Source organism: Parasphingorhabdus sp. DH2-15 (assembly GCF_051668705.1).
Lineage (GTDB): Bacteria > Pseudomonadota > Alphaproteobacteria > Sphingomonadales > Sphingomonadaceae > Alterisphingorhabdus.
Genome location: NZ_CP196351.1, coordinates 754,371 through 779,270, shown reverse-complemented (window position 1 = coordinate 779,270; position 24,900 = coordinate 754,371). Strand labels below are relative to the sequence as shown.

General features: G+C 49.6%; 22 protein-coding genes and 1 pseudogene. 13 read left to right on the top strand and 10 right to left on the bottom strand.

The window, feature by feature from the left end:
• Positions 1 to 11 precede the first annotated feature (11 nt).
• The 5 genes from ACR9YC_RS03625 (at position 12) to ACR9YC_RS03605 (ending at position 4,943) form a co-directional block, all read left to right on the top strand.
• Complete coding sequence (locus tag ACR9YC_RS03625; protein WP_438729974.1) at positions 12 to 1,376, top strand: putative O-glycosylation ligase, exosortase A system-associated; 1,365 nt, start codon at positions 12 to 14, stop codon at positions 1,374 to 1,376.
• A gap of 43 nt (positions 1,377 to 1,419) precedes the next feature.
• A complete protein-coding gene (locus ACR9YC_RS03620) occupies positions 1,420 to 2,592 on the top strand; it encodes a mechanosensitive ion channel family protein (protein WP_438729971.1) in 1,173 nt (390 codons plus the stop codon).
• A gap of 129 nt (positions 2,593 to 2,721) precedes the next feature.
• Positions 2,722 to 3,180, top strand: a complete 459-nt coding sequence (locus ACR9YC_RS03615) for a MaoC family dehydratase (protein WP_438729968.1) — start codon at positions 2,722 to 2,724, stop codon at positions 3,178 to 3,180.
• 105 nt (positions 3,181 to 3,285) lie between these two features.
• Positions 3,286 to 4,464, top strand: a complete 1,179-nt coding sequence (locus tag ACR9YC_RS03610) for an acetyl-CoA C-acyltransferase (RefSeq protein ID WP_438729966.1) — start codon at positions 3,286 to 3,288, stop codon at positions 4,462 to 4,464.
• A gap of 188 nt (positions 4,465 to 4,652) precedes the next feature.
• Positions 4,653 to 4,943 carry a putative quinol monooxygenase gene (locus tag ACR9YC_RS03605; RefSeq protein WP_438729963.1) on the top strand — a complete coding sequence of 97 codons (291 nt, stop codon included), beginning with the start codon at positions 4,653 to 4,655 and terminating at the stop codon, positions 4,941 to 4,943.
• Between the two features lie 70 nt (positions 4,944 to 5,013).
• On the opposite strand, the gene ACR9YC_RS03600 is transcribed toward ACR9YC_RS03605, so the two are convergent.
• Together ACR9YC_RS03600 and ACR9YC_RS03595 are read right to left on the bottom strand one after the other, a co-directional pair.
• Positions 5,014 to 5,979, bottom strand: a complete 966-nt coding sequence (locus tag ACR9YC_RS03600) for a dipeptide epimerase (protein WP_438729960.1) — start codon at positions 5,977 to 5,979, stop codon at positions 5,014 to 5,016.
• A 52-nt stretch (positions 5,980 to 6,031) separates the two neighbouring features.
• Positions 6,032 to 7,270, bottom strand: coding sequence for a polyhydroxyalkanoate depolymerase (locus ACR9YC_RS03595; RefSeq protein ID WP_438729957.1), 1,239 nt, complete (start codon positions 7,268 to 7,270; stop codon positions 6,032 to 6,034).
• 227 nt (positions 7,271 to 7,497) lie between these two features.
• On the opposite strand from ACR9YC_RS03595, the gene ACR9YC_RS03590 reads away from it, so the two are divergent.
• Positions 7,498 to 9,351 (top strand): ABC transporter transmembrane domain-containing protein, encoded by a 1,854-nt coding sequence (locus ACR9YC_RS03590; protein ID WP_438729954.1) that lies wholly within the window; start codon positions 7,498 to 7,500, stop codon positions 9,349 to 9,351.
• 9 nt (positions 9,352 to 9,360) lie between these two features.
• On the opposite strand, the gene ACR9YC_RS03585 is transcribed toward ACR9YC_RS03590, so the two are convergent.
• From ACR9YC_RS03585 to ACR9YC_RS03565, 5 genes are all read right to left on the bottom strand, one after another.
• On the bottom strand, positions 9,361 to 9,756 hold the full coding sequence (locus ACR9YC_RS03585; RefSeq protein WP_438729951.1) for an ExbD/TolR family protein: 396 nt from the start codon (positions 9,754 to 9,756) through the stop codon (positions 9,361 to 9,363).
• Positions 9,757 to 10,049: 293 nt separating this feature from the next.
• Complete coding sequence (locus ACR9YC_RS03580) at positions 10,050 to 10,490, bottom strand: ExbD/TolR family protein (RefSeq protein WP_438729949.1); 441 nt, start codon at positions 10,488 to 10,490, stop codon at positions 10,050 to 10,052.
• A gap of 52 nt (positions 10,491 to 10,542) precedes the next feature.
• Positions 10,543 to 11,064 (bottom strand): ExbD/TolR family protein, encoded by a 522-nt coding sequence (locus tag ACR9YC_RS03575; protein ID WP_438729946.1) that lies wholly within the window; start codon positions 11,062 to 11,064, stop codon positions 10,543 to 10,545.
• 78 nt (positions 11,065 to 11,142) lie between these two features.
• Positions 11,143 to 11,916, bottom strand: a complete 774-nt coding sequence (locus ACR9YC_RS03570) for a MotA/TolQ/ExbB proton channel family protein (protein WP_438729943.1) — start codon at positions 11,914 to 11,916, stop codon at positions 11,143 to 11,145.
• Positions 11,917 to 11,972: 56 nt separating this feature from the next.
• Entirely contained in the window at positions 11,973 to 12,662 is a 690-nt protein-coding gene (locus tag ACR9YC_RS03565; protein WP_438729940.1) for an energy transducer TonB, read from the bottom strand.
• A gap of 286 nt (positions 12,663 to 12,948) precedes the next feature.
• Here ACR9YC_RS03565 and ACR9YC_RS03560 point away from each other — a divergent pair, with 286 nt between their 5' ends.
• Positions 12,949 to 13,779, top strand: a complete 831-nt coding sequence (locus tag ACR9YC_RS03560) for a hypothetical protein (protein ID WP_438729938.1) — start codon at positions 12,949 to 12,951, stop codon at positions 13,777 to 13,779.
• Positions 13,780 to 13,797: 18 nt separating this feature from the next.
• Here the strand turns inward: ACR9YC_RS03560 and ACR9YC_RS03555 are convergent, their stop codons facing one another.
• Positions 13,798 to 14,604 (bottom strand): nucleotidyltransferase family protein, encoded by an 807-nt coding sequence (locus ACR9YC_RS03555; RefSeq protein ID WP_438729936.1) that lies wholly within the window; start codon positions 14,602 to 14,604, stop codon positions 13,798 to 13,800.
• A 140-nt stretch (positions 14,605 to 14,744) separates the two neighbouring features.
• On the opposite strand from ACR9YC_RS03555, the gene ACR9YC_RS03550 reads away from it, so the two are divergent.
• The 4 genes from ACR9YC_RS03550 (at position 14,745) to ACR9YC_RS03535 (ending at position 20,322) form a co-directional block, all read left to right on the top strand.
• Positions 14,745 to 16,085, top strand: a complete 1,341-nt coding sequence (locus tag ACR9YC_RS03550) for a homoserine dehydrogenase (RefSeq protein ID WP_438729933.1) — start codon at positions 14,745 to 14,747, stop codon at positions 16,083 to 16,085.
• A 128-nt stretch (positions 16,086 to 16,213) separates the two neighbouring features.
• Positions 16,214 to 17,530, top strand: a complete 1,317-nt coding sequence (locus ACR9YC_RS03545) for an amidohydrolase family protein (protein WP_438729931.1) — start codon at positions 16,214 to 16,216, stop codon at positions 17,528 to 17,530.
• Between the two features lie 69 nt (positions 17,531 to 17,599).
• Positions 17,600 to 18,271, top strand: a complete 672-nt coding sequence (locus tag ACR9YC_RS03540; protein WP_438729928.1) for a prolyl hydroxylase family protein — start codon at positions 17,600 to 17,602, stop codon at positions 18,269 to 18,271.
• Between the two features lie 191 nt (positions 18,272 to 18,462).
• Positions 18,463 to 20,322 carry a DUF885 domain-containing protein gene (locus tag ACR9YC_RS03535; RefSeq protein WP_438729925.1) on the top strand — a complete coding sequence of 620 codons (1,860 nt, stop codon included), beginning with the start codon at positions 18,463 to 18,465 and terminating at the stop codon, positions 20,320 to 20,322.
• 13 nt (positions 20,323 to 20,335) lie between these two features.
• On the opposite strand, the gene ACR9YC_RS03530 is transcribed toward ACR9YC_RS03535, so the two are convergent.
• Positions 20,336 to 22,249, bottom strand: a complete 1,914-nt coding sequence (locus tag ACR9YC_RS03530; RefSeq protein WP_438729922.1) for an asparagine synthase-related protein — start codon at positions 22,247 to 22,249, stop codon at positions 20,336 to 20,338.
• 366 nt (positions 22,250 to 22,615) lie between these two features.
• Between ACR9YC_RS03530 and ACR9YC_RS03525 the strand changes: the two genes are divergently transcribed.
• Positions 22,616 to 22,966 carry a hypothetical protein gene (locus ACR9YC_RS03525; protein WP_438731942.1) on the top strand — a complete coding sequence of 117 codons (351 nt, stop codon included), beginning with the start codon at positions 22,616 to 22,618 and terminating at the stop codon, positions 22,964 to 22,966.
• A 44-nt stretch (positions 22,967 to 23,010) separates the two neighbouring features.
• Here the strand turns inward: ACR9YC_RS03525 and ACR9YC_RS03520 are convergent.
• Positions 23,011 to 23,373, bottom strand: a pseudogene (locus ACR9YC_RS03520) (hypothetical protein); the annotation flags it as partial.
• Between the two features lie 366 nt (positions 23,374 to 23,739).
• Between ACR9YC_RS03520 and ACR9YC_RS03515 the strand changes: the two are divergent.
• Positions 23,740 to 24,897 (top strand): AI-2E family transporter, encoded by a 1,158-nt coding sequence (locus ACR9YC_RS03515; protein WP_438729920.1) that lies wholly within the window; start codon positions 23,740 to 23,742, stop codon positions 24,895 to 24,897.
• Positions 24,898 to 24,900 lie beyond the last annotated feature (3 nt).

Genomic DNA, 24,900 nt, shown 5'->3' with positions numbered 1-24,900 from the left:
TTATAAGCTAGATGCGCGATCTGTTCTTCATTGCTTTTTTGGGAATCTTCTTGCTCGCTGGGTTAAAGCGACCCTTTTTGTTCATCATGGCCTATGCCTATGTAGACATTATCGCGCCGCAACGGATGAGCTATTATCTGCTCAATTCCATCCCAATATCGCTGATAATGTTCGGTCTTGCGGTTGGCGGCTATTTGATAGCAGACGATAAGAAAGACAGCCGCTTTTCCGGGAGGCAAGTCCTGATCGTTCTGCTACTCATCTATTGTGGGTATACGACCAGCGTTGCAGATTATCCCGCAGAATCAGCAGAAAAATGGAATTGGGTATGGAAAGCTCTCGTCTTTGCGACCTTCCTGCCCCTGACATTGCGCACCAAAACGCGGCTTGAAGCACTTGCGCTTATCATGGTGTTGAGTGTTGCCACATTGATTATCACTGGCGGCATAAAAACCGTCCTCTCAGGCGGCGGCTATGGCGTTCTGCAATTGTTGATTGATGATAATAGCGGCCTGTATGAAGGGTCGATTATATCTTGCGTATCTATTTGTATCATCCCGCTTGTCCTGTGGCTTGGCAAACATGGCACCGTTTTCAAACCCGATATCAGAGTAAAGGCCTTTACCGTCTTTTTGATAGCAGCATGCCTGCTCATCCCTATAGGCACTCAAGCGCGCACAGGGTTGCTTTGCATCGCGGCGCTGGCGATTTTGCAGTTGCGATTTAACCGCTACCGCTTTGTTTATGCAGGTGCGGCTGTTGCTTTGGGCATATTATCGCTGCCGCTTTTGCCGTCCAGCTATACCGACCGTATGGCCACCATCTTTGAATATCAGGCGGACCAGTCAGCCAGCACAAGGGTGGCCGTATGGTATTGGACCATTGATTATGTGAAAAACAAACCTTTGGGTGGCGGTTTTGAAGCCTATCGCTCCAATGAGATTAACGCCAGCAAGGTGATCACGACAGAGACAGCCGGCGGCACAACTATCGAAACACAGGATTATGTTGAGCGCGGCAGAGCCTATCATAGCAGCTATTTCGAGATGTTGGGGGAGCAGGGTTATCCGGGCCTTACGTTATGGCTACTCATCCATCTGGGCGGCATATGGCGAATGGAAGTGGTCCGTAAACGCTATGATAAGAACCATAAGGCGGGCGAGGAATGGGTCGCGCCCTTTGCGTTAGCCCTGCAAAATGGTCAGATCATCTATATGGTTGGTTCTGGCTTTGTCGGCATCGCCTATCAACCGTTCATCTATATGTTGATCGCCATGCAGATTGGGCTCGACACCTATCTTGCCCGTCGGCGTTCAGAGTCAGCGTTCAAGACTCTCCAAGTTCGCGCCAAGAACGTTAAAGGCGACATAAGTTAGTAAAACGGCTTGAAGGCGCAAATATCATCACTAGGTTCTGGCGATGAAATATATATTCAGTGCGCAAACATCGACCCTTCCCGAAATATCAGAGTCGTTAAGCTCATTTTCGACGTTATCGCGTGATATTTGGACATGGTTAGAAAGCCATAGCGTAGAGGTTGCCATCGCTTTTGCGATCGGCGCCATCATATTTGCGGTTCTGCTCTTTGCGCGCAATCGGATTAGAGGCTACGCCCAAAAACAGTCGGATCGGCTGGCAATTACGACCATCGTCACACGCACTTTGGGCAAAACCAACAGCTTCTTCCTAATGCTGGTATCGATAAAAGCTGTCACCGGTGCGGTAAATACACCTGAAGCAATTAACAACATCATTATATTTCTCTTCACCATAGCCGCTGTCTTGCAAGGGGCTATCTGGATCAGAGAGATCATATTGGGGTTCATCGAAAAACGAGCCAGCAACGAAAGCGGGGAGGTCAGTGAAACGCTGACCAATGCACTGGCGCTAATCCGCGTGATTGTTTCCGTTGCCGTTTTTGCCATCGCTACGATCATGATATTGGCCAATCTCGGCGTTGATGTCACGGGGTTGGTTGCCGGATTGGGCATTGGCGGCATTGCCATCGGTCTGGCTGCTCAAGGTATTTTTGAAGAGCTTTTTGCAGCTCTCTCAATCATTTTTGATAAACCTTTTCAAAATGGCGAAACCATATCTTATGACAATACCGTCGCTACAGTTGAGAAAATTGGCTTGAAATCTACGCGGCTCCGGTCCGTATTTGGTGAGGAAGTCATCATTTCCAACAGTAATTTGCTCGATAAGGAAATTATCAATTACACAAGGCTGGACCGTCGCCGTACCCGCTATGGCATCGGGGTGATATATCAGACTGACCCCAAACAAGCAGCTCGCATTCCAGATTTCCTGCGGGAAATTATCGAAGAACATGATGGCAAGTTTATCCGTTCAGGTTTTGTCGGCTTTGGCGATAGCTCGATAAATTTTGAGCTGGATTTTGATATAATGAGCAGTGATTATGAAGTTGTTTACAATAAGCGCCACCAGATCGGTTTGGCTATATTGCAGCGTTTCAATGATGAAGGCCTAGAATTTGCCTATCCGACTCAAACCACTTTTACAGCAGCGCCAGATGGCAAAATGATTATGCCCTACCCCAAGGATGGTTTTACCATTGCGCCTGACCATTAGCATGCCGTAGCGGCGATTTCTTAGGCGACCGCAACTGCTGAAAAAATTCACTGCCCAACCTTGCGCCTTGGCCGCGAGTGCGGCAGAGATATAGAAAATATTATAAAATCACTTTCAGGAGAGACTGCGATGAGCACTGTAACGCCGCAACAAATGTTGGAAATGAAGGGCGAGAAACTCGGCTCTTCGGAGTGGATTTTGGTCGATCAGGAGATGATCAACAAATTTGCTGATGCCACAGGCGATCATCAGTTTATCCATATCGACGAAGAAAAAGCGAAACTGACCCCTTTTGGCGGCACCATCGCACATGGCTTTCTCAGCCTGTCACTCTTTCCCGTAATGATGGCAAAATCAGATTGCCCGCGCGTCGAAGGCGTGAAAATGGGCGTCAACTATGGCGGCAACAAAACCCGTTTTCTTACTCCAGTTCGCTCTGGCAAGCGCGTGCGCGGCCACTTCACATTGCTGGATCTGGAAGAAAAACGCCCCGGCCAGTGGCAGCAAACACTGGAGTTCAGCGTTGAAATTGAAGGCGAAGCAAAGCCGGCATTGATCGCTGAATGGATCAGTCAGTTTTTCGTCTAATACACCAATGCGCCAAACCCATGCTGGCCGTTAATTGGCTAAGTATATAAGCGCGTGCATTAAATTTTATAAAACCCCCAAATAGCCGTAAAGGACACCCCCAATATGCGTGATGCAGTCATCGTTTCCACCGCCCGTACACCGATCGGCAAAGCCTATCGCGGCGGCTTTAACAACACAGCAGGCCCAACTCTGGGCAGTTTTTCCCTGAAAGCAGCAGTTGAGCGCGCTGGCCTAGAAGGCGGCGAGATTGATGATTGCGTCTGGGGCAGCGCGCTGCAACAGGGCACACAAGGCGGCAATCTGGCACGCAATGTCGCGCTGCGCTCTGGTCTGCCTATATCGGTTGGCGGCATGACTTTGGACCGTCAATGTTCATCTGGCCTGATGTCCATCGCGACAGCCGCCAAGCAGATCATCACTGATCGCATGGATATTGTCGCTGCTGGAGGACAAGAATCAATCTCTCTAGTGCAAACGCCGGAAATGCGCATTGCACCCGATCGTGAGCTAGTGGCTATGCATAATGATATATACATGTCGATGCTAGAAACAGCAGAGGTTGTTGCCGACCGTTATTCCATAAGCCGTGATGCAATGGATGCCTATGGCCTTCAGTCACAACAACGGACCGCAGCTGCACAAGAAGCAGGCCGTTTTGACGATGAGATTGTTCCTGTCACAACCATAATGAACGTGATGGATAAGGAAACCAAAGAAGTCTCACAAAAAGAGGTTACCATCACCAAAGATGAAGGCAACCGCCCATCCACTACCTTGGAAGGTTTGCAAGGCTTGAAACCAGTACTTGGCCCTGACAAAACCATCACGGCTGGTAATGCAAGTCAGCTTTCTGACGGATCTTCTGCCAGCATTTTGATGGAAGCGAAAGTCGCAGAGAAACGAGGACTTGCGCCACTTGGCCGCTATATCGGTATGGCTGTCGCAGGCACAAAACCAGATGAAATGGGCATCGGTCCGGTTTATGCCATTCCTAAGTTGCTTGAACGGTTTAACCTTAAAGTCAGTGACATTGATTTGTGGGAGCTAAATGAAGCCTTTGCGGTGCAGGTACTTTATTGCCGCGATAAGCTGGGCATTCCTGATGAACTGCTCAATGTTAATGGTGGTTCTATCTCTATCGGCCACCCTTATGGCATGACAGGCGCACGCTGCACCGGCCATGCATTGATAGAAGGCAAACGCCGCGGCGCGAAGTATGTTGTGGTCACTATGTGCGTCGGCGGCGGTATGGGCGCCGCCGGGCTTTTCGAAGTCCTATAGTAAACCGCCCGGGGTGCGTCGGCGGCGGTATGGGCGCCGCCGAGCTTTTCGAAGTCCTATAATAACCCGCTCGGGGTGCGTCGGCGGCGGTATGGGCGCCGCCGGGCTTTTCGAAATTTTATAAGCGATAGCCATGCGCGGGACAGCAACCTATCTGCCATGCGCATGGCAACTTTAAGGAAAAGATTATGACCATTGGGGTGATCGCAACATTAACCGTTGCAGACGGTAAGAATGCCGAATTTGAAACCGCATTCGCTACATTGGCAAAAGCTGTTCGCGATGATGAACCTGGTAATGTTTTTTACTCGTTGTTTCAGACCAGCGATGATGCCCAGCAATATAAAGTGCTCGAATGCTATAGTGATGAGGCCGCTCTAGCAGCGCATCGCGATACGCCGCATTTTATCGCAGCTGGCGGTAAGCTCGCAGAGCTACTCGCTGCCCCGCCGCACATAGAGGTTCTGAAAGGCGTTTGAGCGCCCCCACCCATTTAATCAAATGCTAAAAGGCAGTCAGACGCACTATGCGCATGGCTGCCTGACTTTATCAGAAATGCACCATGCCGCCTTCATAGGTCGCGGCGTCTTTACGGTCTTTTTTCAGCAAAGCGGGCTGTGAAAGGTCAACCCAATTGGCCTTTTGCGCCAGCACTAATGCCGGCGCAACACCCAGGCTGGTGCAAAGCATTGAGCCAGCCATCACATGAATGTCACGCATCCGCGCTTTTTCTGCCAGTGACAAGGCCTCAGTCAGACCGCCTGTCTTATCGAGATTGATATTGATCGCACCAAAGCAATCTTCCACGCGGTCAAGATCCTCCGATGTATGGCAGCTTTCATCTGCGCAAAACGGCACAGGGCTTTCAACACCCATAAGCTCATCTTCAAAACCGGCAGAAACAGGCTGTTCGATAAGCTCAACACCATATTGCTGCATGCCCATAGCCATGCTCAAAATATCCAGCTCTTCCCAACTTTCATTGGCATCAACAATCATTCTGGCATCAGGTGCGGCAGCACGCACTGCTGCGACACGCGTCATAATGTCGCTGGCATCCAGCATCACTTTGAGCAGAGTAAAGCCTTTAGCGGCGGCCTTTTGTGCCGCATCATGCATGGCCTCCGGTGTATCCAACGATATTGGATAAGCCGTAACCATAGGTTGCGGCGCTTTCAGCCCTGCCAGTTCCCAAACCGCCTTACCAGTCGCTTTGCTTTCCAGATCCCATAATGCGCAATCAAATGCGTTTCGGGCAGCGCCTTCCATCATAGTTTCGAGAAGATTTTCCCGGCTGATAGGCTTGTTCTGCTTAGCCCGCATCTCAATAGCGTCGACGCAAAGTTCCGCGGTCTCGCCTTCAAAATAAATGGGTGTTCCCTCACCGCGACCGACATATGTGCCGTCGGTGACTTCACAGACCACGACATCAACATCGGTCTTGGCACCTCGTGCCATGATATAGGGCTGCGCCAATGTGAAGCGCTCTACGCTAGCGGATTTCAATGTAATCATAAGGCCGACCTAAGCAATAATATCTCTGAAAACAATGGGCTGAATGGCAATTTTACGCATTATGCGCACTAATCCATTCTTCAACCACTGGGGCAATCTTAGTGCGCCATTTGCTGCCGTTGAAAATGCCATAATGGCCAACATCAGGAACCAGCTCATAGCGCTTCCTGCTATCATCCAGATTGGTGGTCAGCATTAAGGCCGCCTTGGTCTGACCAATGCCGCTAATATCGTCTTTTTCGCCCTCAATGGCTAGGATAGCGACATCATCAATAGCCGTCAGGTCAATCAATGTTCCGCGATGCTCCATCGTGCCATTAGGCAGAGAATGCTTCTGGAACACATGCTCAACAGTTTGCAGGTAAAACTCAGCCGTCATGTCACAGACAGAGCGATATTCGTCATAAAATGTCTTGGTGGAATCCGCACTTTCGCCATCACCGGTCACCAGATGTTTGAACATCTCCCAATGGCTCATCATATGGTTGCCAAGGTTCATCGACATAAAGCCCGCCAGTTGCATAAAGCCGGGATAGACCTTCCGCCCTGCCCCGGGATATTGTATAGGGACCGTGGCGATTGCATTTTGCTGGAACCAGCTATGCGGGCGTTGCATGGCCATAGTGTTGACGGCAGTTGGTGCCTCGCGCGTGTCTATAGGCCCGCCCATCATCGTCAGGCTGCGCGGACGGCATTCGTGGCGCTGCGCAGACATAAGAGCGGCCGCCGCCAAACATGGCACTGACGGTTGGCATACGGCCAACATATGCGCGCCGCGCCCAGTATCATCAAGGCCGATATGCTCCATATATGTGACCAGATAATCTATATAGTCATCCAGATCGAACTGGCCCTCACTGGTCGGGACTTGCCGCGCATCACGCCAATCGGTGACATAAACCTCATGACTTTCCAGCATCCGCAATACGGTGCCGCGTAACAAGGTTGCAAAATGGCCGGACATAGGCGCAACGATCAGCAGACGCGGCGCATCCTCTTGCAAACCAGCATGAGCAAAGCGCTTCAACTGACCAAAAGGCTTTTGCAGCACAATTTCTTCGCTAACAGCAAAGCATTCATCACCAATATCTATTTGTTCAAAACCGAAAGCGGGCTTTCCACGCGGCGCGGCTGCATGCGCAAATACGTCAAGCGCAGAAGCCATGATCGGCCCGCCGCCCAGATATGCAAATGGATTGCTGGGGTTATTGAGCAACTGCGCCCCCATATTGGCCCAAGCACTAGCCCCTGCCAAATATGTGCGCTGCATTTCATAAGCGGTGTAAAGCATGAGAATTCCTGTTATTTGCAACCATCTTTATAGTCGCTGCATTCAAAGGATCGCTATAGCCAAGAGCTTTGGCGTTTCGTTTTGAAAGTTATCATATTTGCATAGACTGTTACTGCGCTTTTGCCAGTTCGACAACCGCTAAGGCAAGCTAGCCCTTTCGCCAATTAACAAAGGCAAAATGCTGTTATTCGGTTGAGACAATCTGGTCAGACTGCTAGCGAACGGCCATGTCCAAGACGCAACCTACAGAAACTGACACGGCCTCGGCGCAAAAACCTGACCCTGTGTCCACAAAATTAAGAGACGCCCCAAAGGCTTCGCCCAAAAAGATCGGCAATCTCAAACTATTGATGAGCTATGCCATGCGGTATCCGCGGCAAATCATCTTTGCAGGCATCGCGCTTCTTTTCGCCGCTATGGGGACTTTGGCCATTCCACGACAGTTGCAGAAAATTGTCGATGATGGTTTTGCTGCTTTGGGTCAGGATGGAGGGTCTATCGCTCCGTTTTTCCAATATCTGCTGATGATTGTTGTGGTCCTGGCCATAGCAACGGCCTTTCGATTCTATTTTGTGTCATGGCTGGGGGAGCGTGTTGTTGCCGATATCAGGCTGGCTGTGCAGCAAAATTTGCTGCGCATGTCACCGGGATATTTTGAAGAAAACCGCCCGTCTGAAATCGCTTCACGTATGACGGCAGATACCGCCATAGTAGAGCAGATTGTTGGCACCACAGTATCAGTGGCTTTGCGCAATGTCGTGGTGGGCATAGGCGGCGTAATTTATCTGTTTTACATCGCCCCGGAGCTTACCCTTTACCTGCTGATCGGTATTCCGGTCATCATCATTCCTATCACCATCATTGGCCGCAAATTGCAAAATGTGTCGCGCACCAGTCAGGACCGTGTGGCCGATGTTGGCAGCAATATTGTTGAAACCTTGGGTGCGATGAAAATTGTGCAGGCCTTTGGTCAAGAGGGGCGTGAATATGATCGTTTCTCTCTGGCTGTAGAGAATACTTTTGCCACGGCCAAGCGGCGGATTATGCTTCGATCCATCTTGACCATGGTAATTATCGCCATGATATTTGGCGCTATCACTTTCATCATGTGGCAAGGCGCGGTTGATGTTGTCGAAGGCCGGATGTCGGGCGGTGATATCGCTGCCTTTATCTTCACCGGTGTTTTGGTCGCAGGGTCATTTGGCGCCCTGACAGAAGTTTATGGCGATCTGCTCCGCGCTGCCGGTGCATCAGAACGGTTGAATGAATTGCTGTCTGCGCAGCCGGACATTGCCCCGCCAGCACAGCCCATCGCATTGCCGCAACCGCCACGTGGTCAATTGACCTTTCAGAATGTTGGTTTTTCATATCCAACACGGCCTGACACTCAAGCGATCACTGGTTTTAATTTGACCGTTACGCCAGGTGAAAATATTGCTATTGTGGGCCCATCAGGCGCTGGAAAATCAACCATCTTTCAATTGGCGCAGCGCTTTTATGACCCCCAGAGCGGCAGCATACGCATAGATGGTGTTGCCCTGCCCTCTGCTGACCCTGCTGACATTCGTGATCGCATGGCTTATGTGCCGCAAGACACGGTGCTCTTTGCAGCCTCTGCGCGCGATAATCTGCGCTATGGCAATTGGGCCGCAAGTGATGAGGAAATTTGGGAAGCCGCGGACGCTGCCAATGCCGGTGACTTTATCCGTGAATTGCCCAATGGATTAGACAGCTATTTGGGAGAGGCCGGAACGCGTTTATCAGGTGGCCAACGCCAGCGTATATCTATTGCACGCGCTTTGCTGCGCAATGCTCCGATACTGTTATTGGATGAAGCAACATCTGCTCTTGACGCTGAGAGCGAAAAACTTGTTCAGGATGCTTTTGACCGCCTGATGGAAAACCGCACAACATTGGTCATCGCCCATCGTCTTGCAACGATTAGGGGCGCAGATCGTATCATCGTCATGGATGAAGGGAAGATTGTTCAAACCGGCACGCATGACAGCCTGATCACAGAGGATGGACTATATGCCCGGTTGGCCAATTTACAATTTAACGGTGATGGACGCGCTCATTAGATTTTCATTCTAGCGAGCAAAATGGTGGTAGCTTTCATTACCAACAATGCCGAACCTAGTCAGCTTGGCGGCTTGTACTGACTTTAGAACACGGCTGAACAGTTCATATCGCGCCGCTGGCGTAGGTGAAACTTGGATTTCGGGTTGGATAGCTTGTTTACTCACACTCATTAGCAGCTCATCGAGCTGCTCCGCTGTAACAGGAATATCATTCCAAAATATAGTATCATTTGCCTGTAAGCTAATCCTATTAACCGGCAGCAGATGACGCTCGAATTCGTCCAGACCATATTCAGTATTGGTGTCTAGCAACATGACATGCATATTTGGCTGTGTGCTCACGATAATCATGATGAGCAGAACAAGCATAACGTCGATCAGCGGCGTTGTATTCAGCTGAGACATATAATCATCTTGTGAGATGGCTTGCCTTTGTGAAGAACCAAAAGAGACATGCTTGCCAAGCCCAGTCACTCTGTAAGACATGTCCCTCCCCATCATACAAGAATACTCTGCCTAATCGCTATGATATATTATTATATTCAAGACGCAACGAATATATCCAAATGGCAATGTGGTCACCTAGGCGGAAAGTTATGATCGCATAATTATAGGCAGTGGTCATTTTTGGCAGGGGCAAAGAAAAAGGGCCACAACCATATGGTGCGGCCCCTTTTGAATTTGTTCGGAAAGCGTGATCAGCCACCCGCTTTTGCAAACACTCTATGTTGTTCATTACCAACAAAACCAAATTTGGTAATTTTCGAGTCTTTTACGAGCTTCAATACTTGGTTTACCCGTTCATAACGCGCTATCGGATGGGGTTGAAACTGCGTTTCAGGCTCCTCCGCAGCCGCAGCTGACTGTAGCAAAAGATTGTTCAATTGCTGTAGATTTATCTGCTCACCGTTCCAAAGCAGACGATCATCAGGTTCAACCAACAATTTGTTCCGCACCGGATCAACAGGAGGAGTCGTCACGGTCGGGTCAGGTTGCGGCAAATCCAGCTTAATTGCATGCATTTGCGGCGGGATTGTAATAATAAACATGATCAGCAAAACGAGCATAACGTCAATCAATGGCGTTGTGTTCATTTCCATCATAGGACTACCATCGTCCTTACCACCACTCATAGCCATGACAGGCTCTCCTTTAACATCGCGGCGATAATACGCCGGAAAATATTAGCGCTTATAGACTTCCGCTTGGGTCAGCGATGAAGCCAACTTTAGGGAAGCCTGAAATTTGCATCACATACATTGTACCGCCGATACAACGAAAAGGCGTATTCACATCAGCACGTATATGCGCTTCAGGGATATCTTCAGGGGCGATTTTATCGACGCCCCCGCGCTGTTCCACGAAATCTTCGATATATTGCGTAGCAAAATCTTGCAGCTCTGTAGATGAAATTGGCGTCACATTTCTATAAACACGGCATTCACCACTTTGGCTAGCTCGTGTATATCCCGCATCGCCGGGGCTCAATCCTGCAGAGTCAGTCGCCGTAACGGAAAGCAAAACGTCTTCAGCCTTGGTTTCATTCGGAATAAATTCCTGATCTGGTAATTGCAGATTTTCAATCGTCTGAATCGCGACAGGAATCGCAATGAGAAAGATGATGAGCAAAACCAACATGACGTCCACAAGCGGGGTCGTGTTGATGTCTGACATCGGCGTATCTCCGCCACCGCCTCCAGTACTAACTGCCATAATATAATCCTAAATCTGGCCAAATATTCTTTGATAAAGTCAGTTGGGTGACAACCATGTGATCGTCACCCTAAGGACTTATTTTTTCACAGGAGCTGCAGCAGGTGCTTTTTTCGCAGGTGCAGCTTTGGCTGGCGCTGCTGCAGGAGCAGCAGGCTTAACCGCACCGTCAGATGCGATGAAAGCCAAAACATCTGTAGAGAAAGAGTGCAGACCTTCTGCGATACGCTTGTTACGCGCTTGCAGCCAGTTATAAGCCAGAACGGCAGGAACAGCCACCAACAGACCAAAGGCGGTCATGATAAGCGCTTCACCAACAGGACCGGCCACGTCGCCAATAGCCGCAGAGCCCTTGGCACCAATTTTCAATAGTGCGTTGTAGATACCAACCACTGTACCAAACAAACCGATAAAAGGAGCGGTAGCACCGACGGTTGCAAGGAATGGAAGACCACCAGCCAATTTGGCATTGATCATGTCTTCTGAACGGCTCAAAGAACCATGCATCCAATCATGTGCTTCCATTGGATCTTTCAAACGGCCATGCTCGTCTTCAGCTTTAACAGCATCATCAACGATTTGCTTGTAAGCAGTATCTTTTTCAAGTTTAGCAGTGCCTTCTTTCAAGCTGCTGGCACGCCAAAATGTACGGCGTACGTCCTTGGCTTGTTTCAAAACTTTATTTTGCTCAAAAATTTTCACGATCAAAATGTAGATTGAGAAGAACAGCATAATTGCAAGAATGCCAGCCGTTGTCCAAGCAACAGGGCCGCCTTCTTCCATTGCAGACCAGAAGCCAAAGCTAGACTCTGGAACAGCACTTTCAGTGAGTGTTAAAATTTCTAAAAACATGATTGTTTCCTCTTCAAAATAGACTGCCATGCGGCAAATAATGCTTAAAATTGTTATTAACGCGGTATCTGCCAGCGAACTGCGTTTGACCATGTACCTTGCATGGGGTTGCCATTGCTATCCAATGCTGGACGGAAACGCGCACGCCGCTGAATATTCTTACACGTCGCCTCATCAAGATCATTATGACCGCTAGAACTAACTACAGTACAGCTATCGACGCGGCCTTTAGTATTAACGACAACACGAAAGCGTGTAGTGCCTTCGCGTTCTTCACGAAGTGCACGTGATGGATAATCGTTAGAGTTAGCCCAACGACCGGGATTGCCACGCGGCTCAGGATTAGCGCGCTGAGGCGGCGGTGGAGGTGGCGGTGGTGGTGGCTCAGGCGCTGTGCCCGGATCTTCCACTGGTGCAGCCGTTACCGTCCGCACAGGATTCTTAGGCTCCTCAACCTGAGTCCGCACTGGCGGCGGCGGTGTATTAAACTGAATTGGCGGCGGAGGCGCAACAATTGGCGGCGGCTCAGCCTGCTTTTCTGGCTCTGGAGGCGGTTCATCCGGTTCTGGTTCTGGCTCTGGCTCGTCCTCGACGATTTCAATCAGCTCAGTATCTTCAAGGACCTCTCGGACAAAATCGCGATTCAACGCGATAATTAGTCCCCAACCTAGCGCGACCATGACAATGGCTGTTACGACCGCCGAAACGATCCTGTTGCCGGTCATATCCTGATCTACATATGACATGCAGAAAAGCACTCCTTAACCCAGTGTTCAACACGCAAAATTACGATTCATCGGATTTGGTTATTCACCTTACCCCATGAGGCAATTTTGTAACTTTATATCATAATGGCAGTGATTATTGCTCATTGCCAAGCATTTTTATCTTTTCCTGTTACCGCTGACGGTTCTAACGGCTAGGCTTGGTACAGGCAAATATTTTTCGCTTATTCATTGGGGATTAAAGGCCTAGTAACCATTTCTGCGCCGTACAGCGCGACTTTTGATGTTAAAAAAAAGGGCAAGAATAATGAGATTTGCTGTCATTTTGGCTTTATTAGCAGCCGTTTTTTTCTCACCGAATCAGTCAACTGCCGTACAATCCAATGTAATAAGTGCAGCGAATCAATCTAATGAATATGTGCGTTTGGTCGGCTTGGCTGATGACTCAGAAATTATTGCCTCTATACAGGTACGAAAAGCCATTAAAGTTCCCATTGAGCGCGCTCTAGGTTTAGCAAATGGCTATGTCAGATTATATGTTGAGGCAGATGTTCTCAATTTGATTAGCGGTGAAGGCGGTCTTCCAGGCTCGATTCGTTACCTTGTAGACTTACCTCTAACCGCAAAGGGCAAGGCCCCGAAAATCAAGAAACAGCGTTTTATAATTTTCGCTAATCGTAACGCTCAAAGAGCAAATGAGGTGCAACTGAACGGCATTGATGCGCAATTGACATGGTCGCCCTCACGCGAAAACGGAATACGATCTATCGCGCGTGAATTGCTTGCGGTGGATAGCCCACCCGCCCTGACCGGCATCAGAGAGGTTTTCCATGTGCCGGGCAACTTAGAAGGCGAAGGCGAAACCCAGATATTTCTTAACACTGAAAATAATGCGCCTATATCGATTTCCGTTATACGCCGTCCCGGCATTAAGCCGAGTTGGGCCATCTCCCTAACAGAAATTGTCGATGCAGCGGCCACCAGACCCGCTCGCGATACATTGCTATGGTACCGTCTAGCGTGCGGCTTGCCCAAATCCCTTCCGCGCGAAGCATTATATTCCGCTAATAGCAGTGCGGATAATATCGCACGTCAGGATTATGCGCTGGTGATGCGTGAATTGGGGCCCTGTAGATAAGATAGGGCGGGCAGACTTTTAGAGTTTGCGCTCTTTCAGCAATATTTCCGAAATGTCATATGTCAGTTGGTTATCGACATCGACGGCATATGCACCTTCATCGAAAATATGCGCAGAAATTTTGACTCCAAAGCGGCGTGAAAGTGCATCCAGCATCTGGTCGAAACTCCACCATTTAAGACGAAACCGGATGAGATTGATAATACCGAACGCTTTGGCGATGGCGCCCTTGGTCTTAATGAACTGGCCTCCGCCGCGAAACGCTTCTGCCGCCTGCAATGCCTTTTCGCTGCCCAGCCAATAGCTATTACAATTGGCAATGGCGATATCAGAGAATTCATAAAAGCGAGTTTGAGCACGCGGGTGCGCAGCCAATATATCTTCTCGCTTGGCGATACCGAATATTGCCTCAGCATTTTTTTCCTGAGCCGTTTGATGCACAGCGCGCAGAGCTTCCGGTGTAATGATAACATTATCGCCCGTTGTGATGAGCAATGGATAAGCCTTATCCGCTTGACGGATAGCCTCTTCCAGACTTTCCACTATTCCAGAACGGGCCTGGCATATCTTCAACCTACCTGCAGCGATAAGCTCTTGCACAATCGGCAAATCGGAAATGACTTCTGCATCGTGAATGGAAATCAAAATCTGATTGTTTGCCCAGGCCTCGCGAACAGCTTCCAAAACCCATACCAACAAAGGCTTGCCCTGAATGGGCACCCTGCATTTGTGAGATACTCCGGCCTTTTCAGCAAGCGGATCGAGACGGCCATCTCTTTTGCCGGCCAGTACCAAGATTGTCGGGGCGTTTTCCTGTTGGGACATAATGGGCTTTCTTTATTCCGCAGCGGACCAGATTTATCAGGCCAATAAGTCTATCGCACTGTTTAAGTAGGGATCAGACAAAGCTATTATGACTTTATCTTTATGCTGGCAATGATGCCGCATTGGATTATGGAAAGTTTATGAGCAATACAGACAAAAAAACCAGCCTTAACATTGGCCTGATCGGACTCGGCACCGTTGGCACGGGGGTCATTCGCCTTTTAACAGAAAATGCTGCGCTTATATCGCGCCGCTCTGGATGTGATCTCCATATCAAGACAATTACTGCGCGTGACCGCAATAAGGACCGCGGTGTCGATCTCGCACCCTATAACTGGGTCGATGATATGATGGCCATGACCGAAGATGATGAGCTGGATATTATTGTTGAACTTATTGGCGGTGCCGATGGTCCTGCTTTAACATTAGCACGCAAAGCACTCTCATCCGGCAAAGCATTGGTTACTGCTAATAAGGCTATGGTGGCCGAACATGGCATGGAGCTGGCCGCTCTGGCCGAAGAAAATGCTACGACTTTCCATTATGAAGCCGCAGTGGCTGGCGGCATTCCCGCCATTAAGGGCGTTCGTGAAGGTGCTGCGGCCAATCGCATGGAGCGCCTATATGGTATTTTGAACGGCACGAGCAATTATATCCTCTCCAATATGGAAGAGACTGGCGCTGAATTTGACGCCGTTCTCGCCGAAGCACAGCAAATTGGTTATGCCGAAGCAGATCCCAGCTTTGATATTGATGGTGTTGATGCGGCGCATAAGCTGGCCATATTGAGCAGCTTGGCATTCGCGGCCCGGCTCGACCTTGATGGCATCGCTATTCAAGGGATACGCTCCATTACCGCAACCGATATTTTGCAAGCGAAAAACCTTGGCTATCGCATCCGCCTATTGGGCGTCGCGGAACGCGATATGTCCGATGGCGGCAATAATTTGTTCCAAAGGGTACATCCCTATCTGGTGCCGGAGAGTCATCCGCTTGCAGACGTTGAAGGCGCAACAAATGCTGTTGTAGCCGAAGGCAATTTTTCCGGCCGTTTGATGTTTACTGGCGCAGGTGCTGGCGACAAACCAACGGCCTCTGCTGTGGTGGCTGACTTAATCAGCATTGCGCGCGGAGAGACATTTGCTGCATTTGCAATGCCCGTCACCGAACTGGATGACTGCGGACGCGCCGAGACCGGTCACCGCATTGCGCAAAATTATGTGCGCTTTCGTGTGGCTGACAGGCCCGGCGTGCTTGCCGAAATTACGGCGGCGATGCGCGATGCGAATGTATCCATTGCCAGCCTGATCCAAAATGTCGGTATTGGCAGCGAAACGCACAAAGGAAGCGGTGATGAAGCGTTAATTGCCATTGTCACCCATGCTTGCGAAGAGCGTTGCATCAACACTGCAATACAAAGCCTGACAGGCTCTCCCAGCCTTTTGCAGGAACCCTTGGTCATTCACATTCTTGATGAATAGGCTTTCTGCCCATTTCCAGCTTTAAGATTGATGCAATCATGGCTTGTCATGCGCTAGGTTTTGGATAGGTTGCGTTGCAGACATCGACTGGTACATGATACCAGCCGAACCGGAATGGAGAGAATGTTATGCAGCAAATAGCCGAGGTTTCAGCATTTATACGCAGGGCATATCGCTATGCAATGTTCAGTGCGATCGCTATTTGCACCGCAATCTCTCCAAATGCTTTTGCACAAGACACTGTCATTCTGGCCGGTGATCTGATCGCAAATGCAGAAAGCGGCAACTCCGGTCCTTCCACAATAACTGTACGAGACGGCATCATCGTTGCTGTCACTCCAGGTTTGCAGCGTCCCGATGGCGAGGCTGATATTATCGATCTTAGCAACTTGACGGTCTTGCCTGGTCTTATTGATTCTCACGTCCACCTCTCTGGAGACCCCGGTGGAGATTTCTGGCGCGCGGCCGTTGAACCAGATGAGTGGGGCGTAGTCGTCGGCGCAAAAAATGCCCGCATCACTGCTCTGTCAGGCTTTACCACTGTGCGCGATCTTGGTTCTGCACCGCAAGTCGGCTTTGTCCTGCGCCGCGGCACCGAAGAAGGTTTTATTGTAGGGCCACGTATTCTGTCCAGCGGATCAACCATTGCCATTATCGGCGGCCATGGTGACATTTCGGGTTTCCGGCCTGAAGTGAATGCGGCGTTGGATGATGGCTCTGCGTGTACTGGTCCGGTTCAATGCGCAGCCGTTGTTCGTACAGCATCGAAAAATGGCGCAGACCTTATCAAGATCACCGCGACAGGCGGGGTTTTAAGTCAACAGGCGCGCGGTCTGGACCAGCATTTTACCGATGCAGAAATGAAAGCCATTGTTGATACAGCAAAAACTCTGGGCCTGAAGGTTGCGGCCCACGCCCATGGCCCACGCGGAATTGAGGGTGCTGCACGCGCCGGTGTCAGCTCTATTGAGCATTGCACATTTGCTGATGAAGCTGCGCTGGACGTTATGCAGGCAAATGGAACAGCCTGTGTGCCGACCCTTATGGCGTATACCGGCATTAGAGAACGGCTTGGTAAGGGCATTTATACACCGCAGGTTGAGGACAAAATCCGCGCGACATTGCAAGAAGTTGGCAAGGCCGCAAATAGCAGCCGTGCACGCGGCATCCCGGTCGTTTTTGGCACGGATGCAGGTGTTTTTGAACATGGCCGCAATGCAGAAGAATTTGCCTTGTTGGTGGAGCTTGCAGGCATGACGCCGCGCGAGGCATTGGCCAGCGCCACCACTGAAGCAGCAAAGCTATTGGGTCTGGAGAATGAGATCGGCAAAATCGAAGTCGGCTATTCCGCTGATATTATCGCTGTTCAAGGCAACCCGCTTGAGTCGGTTGAGACTTTGGAAAAGGTAGATTTTGTAATGATCCGTGGGCGAGTTATCGAATAATCGCTGAGGCGATAAGACACCGCATTATCATCCACGCAATATACATTGTTGACCAAGGATCAATTGGAAATGCAAGGCGTAAAAACACCCTCCCCTAATATTGAAGAGCTGATCAGAATTGGGCAATCCGTCGGAAAGCGTCTGGATGCAAACCCGTCGGTTCAAAAAGTGGCTGTCGATAAGGCACAGATTTACTATGCGCAGAATTTTCTCAATCCGGCTGACTGCAAGCTGCTTATCGATATTATCGACAATGAAGCTGTTCCCTCCACTCTTTACAAAGGAACAGAGCAAGAAGGATATCGTACAAGCTCAAGCTGCAATTTTGACCGTGATAACGCCGATATCGCTCGAATTTCGCAGCAGGTTGCCGACCTATTAGGTCTTGATGTCAATAATGGAGAGACTATTCAGGGGCAGCGCTACCGAACAGGTCAGCAATATAAACAACATCAAGACTACTTCCATCCCAATACATATTATTGGGCAGATGAAATGGCAGGTGCTGGTCAACGCAGCTGGACTGCCATGGTGTATCTTAACCAACCCTCTAAGGGCGGTGCAACGACATTTCCGACACTGGGCATGTCTGTCAGTCCACGTCAGGGCATGTTGCTGACTTGGAACAATATGAAAGTCGATGGCACACCCAACCCCAATACCCTGCACATCGGGTCACCCGTCGAAATGGGAACGAAATATGTCTTTACCAATTGGTTTCGCGAACGCCGTTGGGCGTGATTAAGAACATATTATGAGGCTGTTCGACGAACACCTAATATCTATCGGCTGAAAGCCGCCTATGGCATTGCACTTAACCGGCTAATAGGCTCTATTCTGCGCTATCTAAAGGCTGGCATATATTTGCCGCCTGAACATATTTGGCCGATATATTCATTAGGCCCAACATATTCATCGGCAAGGACATGAACATGCAAAAATTATCAACGCTCGCTCTTTCCCCCGCTCTTATGGCTCTGGTGCTTACTGGTTGCAGCAATAATGGCACTGTCGGGCCGGTCGCAGTGACTGCTTTGGCTGCTGGCTCTGCTCAGGATGCGTCCGAGGCGCAAACAGCTACCGAAGGGGAAAAACTGCGAGCCATTTTTGCCGCTGATGATGAGGCGTCGCTAAAACGCAACCCTTTAAGCGCGTTGTTCCGCGGTGATATGCGCTATGCTGACCAATTGGGCGACTTTTTCACTGACGCCTATAATGATGCAGAACGCAAAGCTGCGATGGAAAATCTTGCAGCATTGGCGAGCATTGACAAAAGCCAACTCAATGCAGTCGATGCCATTGCTTATGACGTATTTCAACGCAATCAGGAAGTTACGGTGAAAGGGCTGAGCGAGGAGATATTACCGCTCCTTGATGTCCGTCCGATCAACCACTTTTTTGGTCTGCACACATTTTACCCAACCTTTGCATCGGGCAAAGGCGCGGCGCCTTTCAAAACGGTAACCGATTATGAAAACAATCTGAAGCGGCATAGCCAGTTTATCACGATCATGGACCGTGCCATCGGCCTTTTCAAAAAAGGTCAGGCCTCAGGCGTTGTTGAGACGAAATTGACCATTCGCAATGTCATTGAGCAGCTGGATACACAGCTAGCGCAGCCTATTGAAGAAAGCCCATATTTCGCTCCGGTTCAAAACTTCCCAGAAGATATGAGCGAAGCTGACCGCGCCCGCCTGACTGCGGAGTATCGTGCAATTATCGCGGACGGTATTTACCCTGCCTATACACGGCTGCGCGATTATCTGCGCGATGATTATCTGGATGATGCCCGTGAAGGGGTTGGCCTGTCTTATATGAAAGGCGGCGACACATTATACCAATATCTTATTGAGCAAACCACCACCCTGCCCCTGACAGCAGATGAAATTCACAATCTGGGACTCAGTGAAGTGAAGCGCGTGCTTGGCGATATGGATGCGATTAAAAACGAAGTCGGCTTTGAAGGCACGTTGAAAGAGTTTTTCGACTTTATTCGTACTGACCCACAATTTAAGCCCAAAAGCCGCGAGAGTCTGACGCAGCGTTATTATGATATGGGCGCGCAAGTTGACAAGGTTATCTCCACACAATTCAAAGTATTGCCCAAAACATCGTTAGAAATCCGCCCCTACGAACCTTTCCGTGAGAAGTTTGAGGCTGGCGGCTCCTATCAGTCAGGTACGCCCGACGGATCACGCCCGGGCATCTTCTATTTCAACGCTTATGATCTGCCCAGTCGCACCACGCCGGGTATCACCACGCTCTATCTCCATGAAGGCGCGCCTGGTCACCACTTCCAGATAAGCCTTGCGCAAGAAAATGCAGCGCTACCCAATTTCATGCGTTTTGGCGGTAACACTGCTTATGTTGAAGGCTGGGCGCTCTATTCAGAAAAACTGGGCTTCCCCATGGGGCTGTTTGATGACCCTTATCAACGCCTTGGCCATTTTGATGATGAAATGCTGCGCGCCATGCGACTGGTGGTTGATACCGGTCTGCACAGCAAAGGCTGGACCCGTGAGCAGGCCATTCAATATATGCTGGACAATAGCAGTATGGGCGAAACCGATGCGACCGCAGAGGTAGAGCGCTATATCGCTATTCCGTCACAAGCGCTGGCCTATAAAATCGGCGCTTTGACAATCCAGCGTCTCAAGGCCGAAGCGCAGACAGAACTGGGTGACAAATTTGATCCCCGCGATTTCCATGACCAAGTCCTCAACACCGGCGCTCTGCCGATGAGTGTATTGGAGAAAAAAATCCGCAGCTGGATAAAAAGCGTAAAGGGGTGATGGACCGCTATTGTTAAAAATCTGGCGAGCCGTCCTCATCCAGCCACTTTTGCAACATTTCGGCGCGTCCCACCGCCAAAAAACTGGCGTTAAGATTGCCGGGCCGGCTCTGTTTGCCCTGCTCCGCATTTTTGCGAAACATTAGCCGCATGCTATCAGCATCGGGTAATGCCTCCAGCTTACGCCTAATATTGGCAAAATCTATATATTGATGCAGTCGCTCGTCTTTTTCCAAGATAGCGAGCCGTCTAAGGTAATTCGCCTTATTCTCTGATATACGCAGCGGCAATTGCGGCGCAGGCAGCATTTTCTGTTCACGCAGACGCACAGAATCCGGCAATACATCGCGCATGATGGTGCGGAAAACCTTACGCCGCATATATCTGTCAGAGATAAATTCCGGAGGGCAGGTCAGCATATATTCCACCAGATTAACATCCAACATGGGAAAACTATATTGCACCCCATAACGTGCAGATGTTGCGGCCATGCTGTTAAGACGGCCCGAATTGGCAATCTGGTTTAGTCCGGCAATCTGGCTTTGCGTAACATTGCCACCATCATGGTCGCGAAGCGGCGCGGGTTTATAGCGCGAACGTAGGGAAGCCCCATCCCTTTGGGCTTCTCCCATGTCAGCCTCCCCACGCCAGCGCTTGCGCAGTGAGCGTGACCAACCCATGGACAGTGCAGCCGTGAATATGATGCTGGCCGCACGCGTGCCCGCACGAGCAATGCCGCCCTGTTTATAAAAATGTCTAACATCACCCCAAACATGGGCAAAATTACCGCGACGTAGTGCATGGGAAAATGCCTGATGACCCAAATAGGTGACCGATTGGTCACCGCCCCATCCGCACAATATGCTGTCAGAACCATTTTGTGCTGCCAATGCGCATGTCCGTTCTTCACGCTTGACATAACCACCCTCTATCCGGTCGGGCTCTGGCTGATGCATCACGCTTGGGTCATCCATAGCGTGGGGAACTTTGGTCATGGTAATGCGGTTAGACGCGGCAACAATATCCTGCGCAACATGGCTTTCATCAACAAATAGTTCAGGGTCACAACTGTCAGAAATGGTGCCAATAAAGGCATCAACATGCTGGTCATCACCACGTAGCAAATTAGCTGCGGTTGCTGTAATCCCTCCCGCATCAAGTCCGGCAGAAAGCTCACTTGCTACAGGTCCATGATCGGGCAAGCGAACCGCCACCGCCTTCTCAAATCGCTGTTTCAAACCAGCGCACCATATATTATAATCCGGATTCTGCTTCGGCAATTTTGGTGGTTTAAGCTGCCAATATTTTTTGTGCGTAAATCCTGAAGGCGAAATTGTTAGCTGGCTGGCGGCAGGTAATAATTTTACACCCTTTACCATGGTGCCGCTGCCCAAATGTGCATTGCGGCCCAAATAATCGAATGACGTTTTCCAGTCGCGTTCGGCTTTAACAAGACCTGAGCCAGTAAATGCGCGTACTAGAGAGGCAAAGGCAAAACCGCCACTGGCGCTCTTGCTATGATATAGCGGCCGAATACCAAAATGATCGCGGCGCAGGATCAGGAGATCCTGATCCTCATCATAAAGCGCGAAAGCAAAATCACCGCGCAGCGCGTCAAGCCCTGCCTCCCCTCTGCTAGTGTAAAGCGCAGCTATCAAGGCGGCATCACATTGCAGACGCAGATCCGTATCCGAACTTCCATTAGCAATAGCCAGCAGCTCATCCCGATTATAAAGGCGGCAATCAGCAACGATATGCACCGCTTGTTTACTGAAAATACCGCATTCTGGCCGTGGTTTGTGCTGCCCGGAAGGTGCTATATCAACAAGAGCAAGTGTGACATCACCAATTGTCAGATTAGAGAAATTCGCGCGGGCATGCAAAGCATCATCAGCAACCAGTGCATGCGAGAATTCATTAATAGACATATAATTATGGAAAGCTGGTTTACGCAGACCGCAGATCAAGCTGACCATAGAATGCCATTCAACATCAAGGGAAGAGAAGTCGGCGTCGCCCCGTTAGGAGGATAAGCTTCCAAAACTAGGGACTGTGACTTCGTTAGTAGCAAATGGTCCGCCTTGTGCTTCGACGATATTTTCGCTCAAACATATCAATTTTGGCTGTGTCCATTTTTTAAGATCAGTTTGAGTATCAGCGTTATTGTGATCATTTTGCATTATGGTGTCTCCACTTTTTATCACGCCTTATATTAAAAATTGGGGTACTATTTTTACTTAGAGAGTCAACAGTTGTTTCTGGACAGGAGCGTATTAATTGCATAAGACACCAATATGCAAAGCAGATTAAGCACCATATTCTTTTCACTGGGCATTGCCATTTTGATTGGTTGGCTGTTTTACATTGGTCGCGATCTTATACTGCCTATCATTACCGCCATCATCATGGTGCAGATATTTTATGCGGCGCAAGCAGCGATAGGCCGTTTGCCGGGCTTTGAGAAATTCCCGCGATGGGTGCTTAATCTGTTTTTGATCACGCTGATCCTAGGCATTGTTTACGCAATCAGCATGCTGCTCATTCTTAATTTGGAAACATTGGGGCCTAGCTTGCCGCAATATGAGGCCAATTTGGAGAGTCTGTTCAACCAATGGTTTGCCCCGCCACTGGCGCTCTTGCTATGATATAGCGGCCGAATACCAAAATGATCGCGGCGCAGGATCAGGAGATCCTGATCCTCATCATAAAGCGCGAAAGCAAAATCACCGCGCAGCGCGTCAAGCCCTGCCTCCCCTCTGCTAGTGTAAAGCGCAGCTATCAAGGCGGCATCACATTGCAGACGCAGATCCGTATCCGAACTTCCATTAGCAATAGCCAGCAGCTCATCCCGATTATAAAGGCGGCAATCAGCAACGATATGCACCGCTTGTTTACTGAAAATACCGCATTCTGGCCGTGGTTTGTGCTGCCCGGAAGGTGCTATATCAACAAGAGCAAGTGTGACATCACCAATTGTCAGATTAGAGAAATTCGCGCGGGCATGCAAAGCATCATCAGCAACCAGTGCATGCGAGAATTCATTAATAGACATATAATTATGGAAAGCTGGTTTACGCAGACCGCAGATCAAGCTGACCATAGAATGCCATTCAACATCAAGGGAAGAGAAGTCGGCGTCGCCCCGTTAGGAGGATAAGCTTCCAAAACTAGGGACTGTGACTTCGTTAGTAGCAAATGGTCCGCCTTGTGCTTCGACGATATTTTCGCTCAAACATATCAATTTTGGCTGTGTCCATTTTTTAAGATCAGTTTGAGTATCAGCGTTATTGTGATCATTTTGCATTATGGTGTCTCCACTTTTTATCACACCTTATATTAAAAATTGGGGTACTATTTTTACTTAGAGAGTCAACAGTTGTTTCTGGACAGGAGCGTATTAATTGCATAAGACACCAATATGCAAAGCAGATTAAGCACCATATTCTTTTCACTGGGCATTGCCATTTTGATTGGTTGGCTGTTTTACATTGGTCGCGATCTTATATTGCCTATCATCACCGCCATCATCATGGTGCAGATATTTTATGCCGCGCAAGCAGCGATAGGCCGTTTGCCGGGCTTTGAGAAATTCCCGCGATGGGTGCTTAATCTGTTTTTGATCACGCTGATCCTAGGCATTGTTTACGCAATCAGCATGCTGCTCATTCTCAATTTGGAAACATTGGGGCCTAGCTTGCCGCAATATGAGGCCAATTTGGAGAGTCTGTTCAACCAATGGTTTGCCCCGCCACCAGAGGCCGCAGTGCCCATGGATACTGGCGCGATGATGGATAACCCGGAAAAGGCTCTGGAACGCGGGCAAAATGCTATACTCGGCTCCATTCATGAGAGTGTGGTCGGCTTTTTCACCACCATAGATTTTGGCGCGCTATTGCAGGCAATCCTGTCATCCTTGGGCAGCTTTGGCAGCTTTGTGTTTATCACTGTGCTTTATGCCGTATTTTTAACCACGGAAATTCGCGGCTTTAAAGAAAAAGTCTGCACAGCATTCGGCTCTGATGAGCGTGCCAACGCCACATTAGATATTGTTGCGCAGATCAACATCAATATCGGTCAATATCTGGCAACCAAATCACTCATCAATATTTTGCTCGGCATTGTGTGCCTGATAATCATGATAGCCTTCGGACTGGAATATGCAGTGCTATGGGCGATTATTATCGGCCTGCTCAACTATATCCCTTATATTGGTTCGATTGTCGGCGTGGCCTTTCCTGCTCTATTTGCCGTGGCGCAATTTGGCAATTTGACCATCCCGCTTATCATCACCGGCTTGCTAACGGCAGCGCAGACAGTGATTGGCAATTTCATTGAACCGCGCATGCTGGGCAAATCATTGAACCTCAGCGCCTTTTCCATCATGATGGCCCTGTCCTTCTGGAGCGCCATTTGGGGCATACCCGGCGCCATATTGGCCGTGCCCTTCACCACCATCATGATGCTGATATTGGCCGAAGGCGCAAATACGCGCCCAATCGCTGCGCTTTTGTCTGAAGATGGGCGGCAATATGCCCCTTTGCAAGATAATGTGCCGCAGCCGCAAGCTGCCGAATAGGCC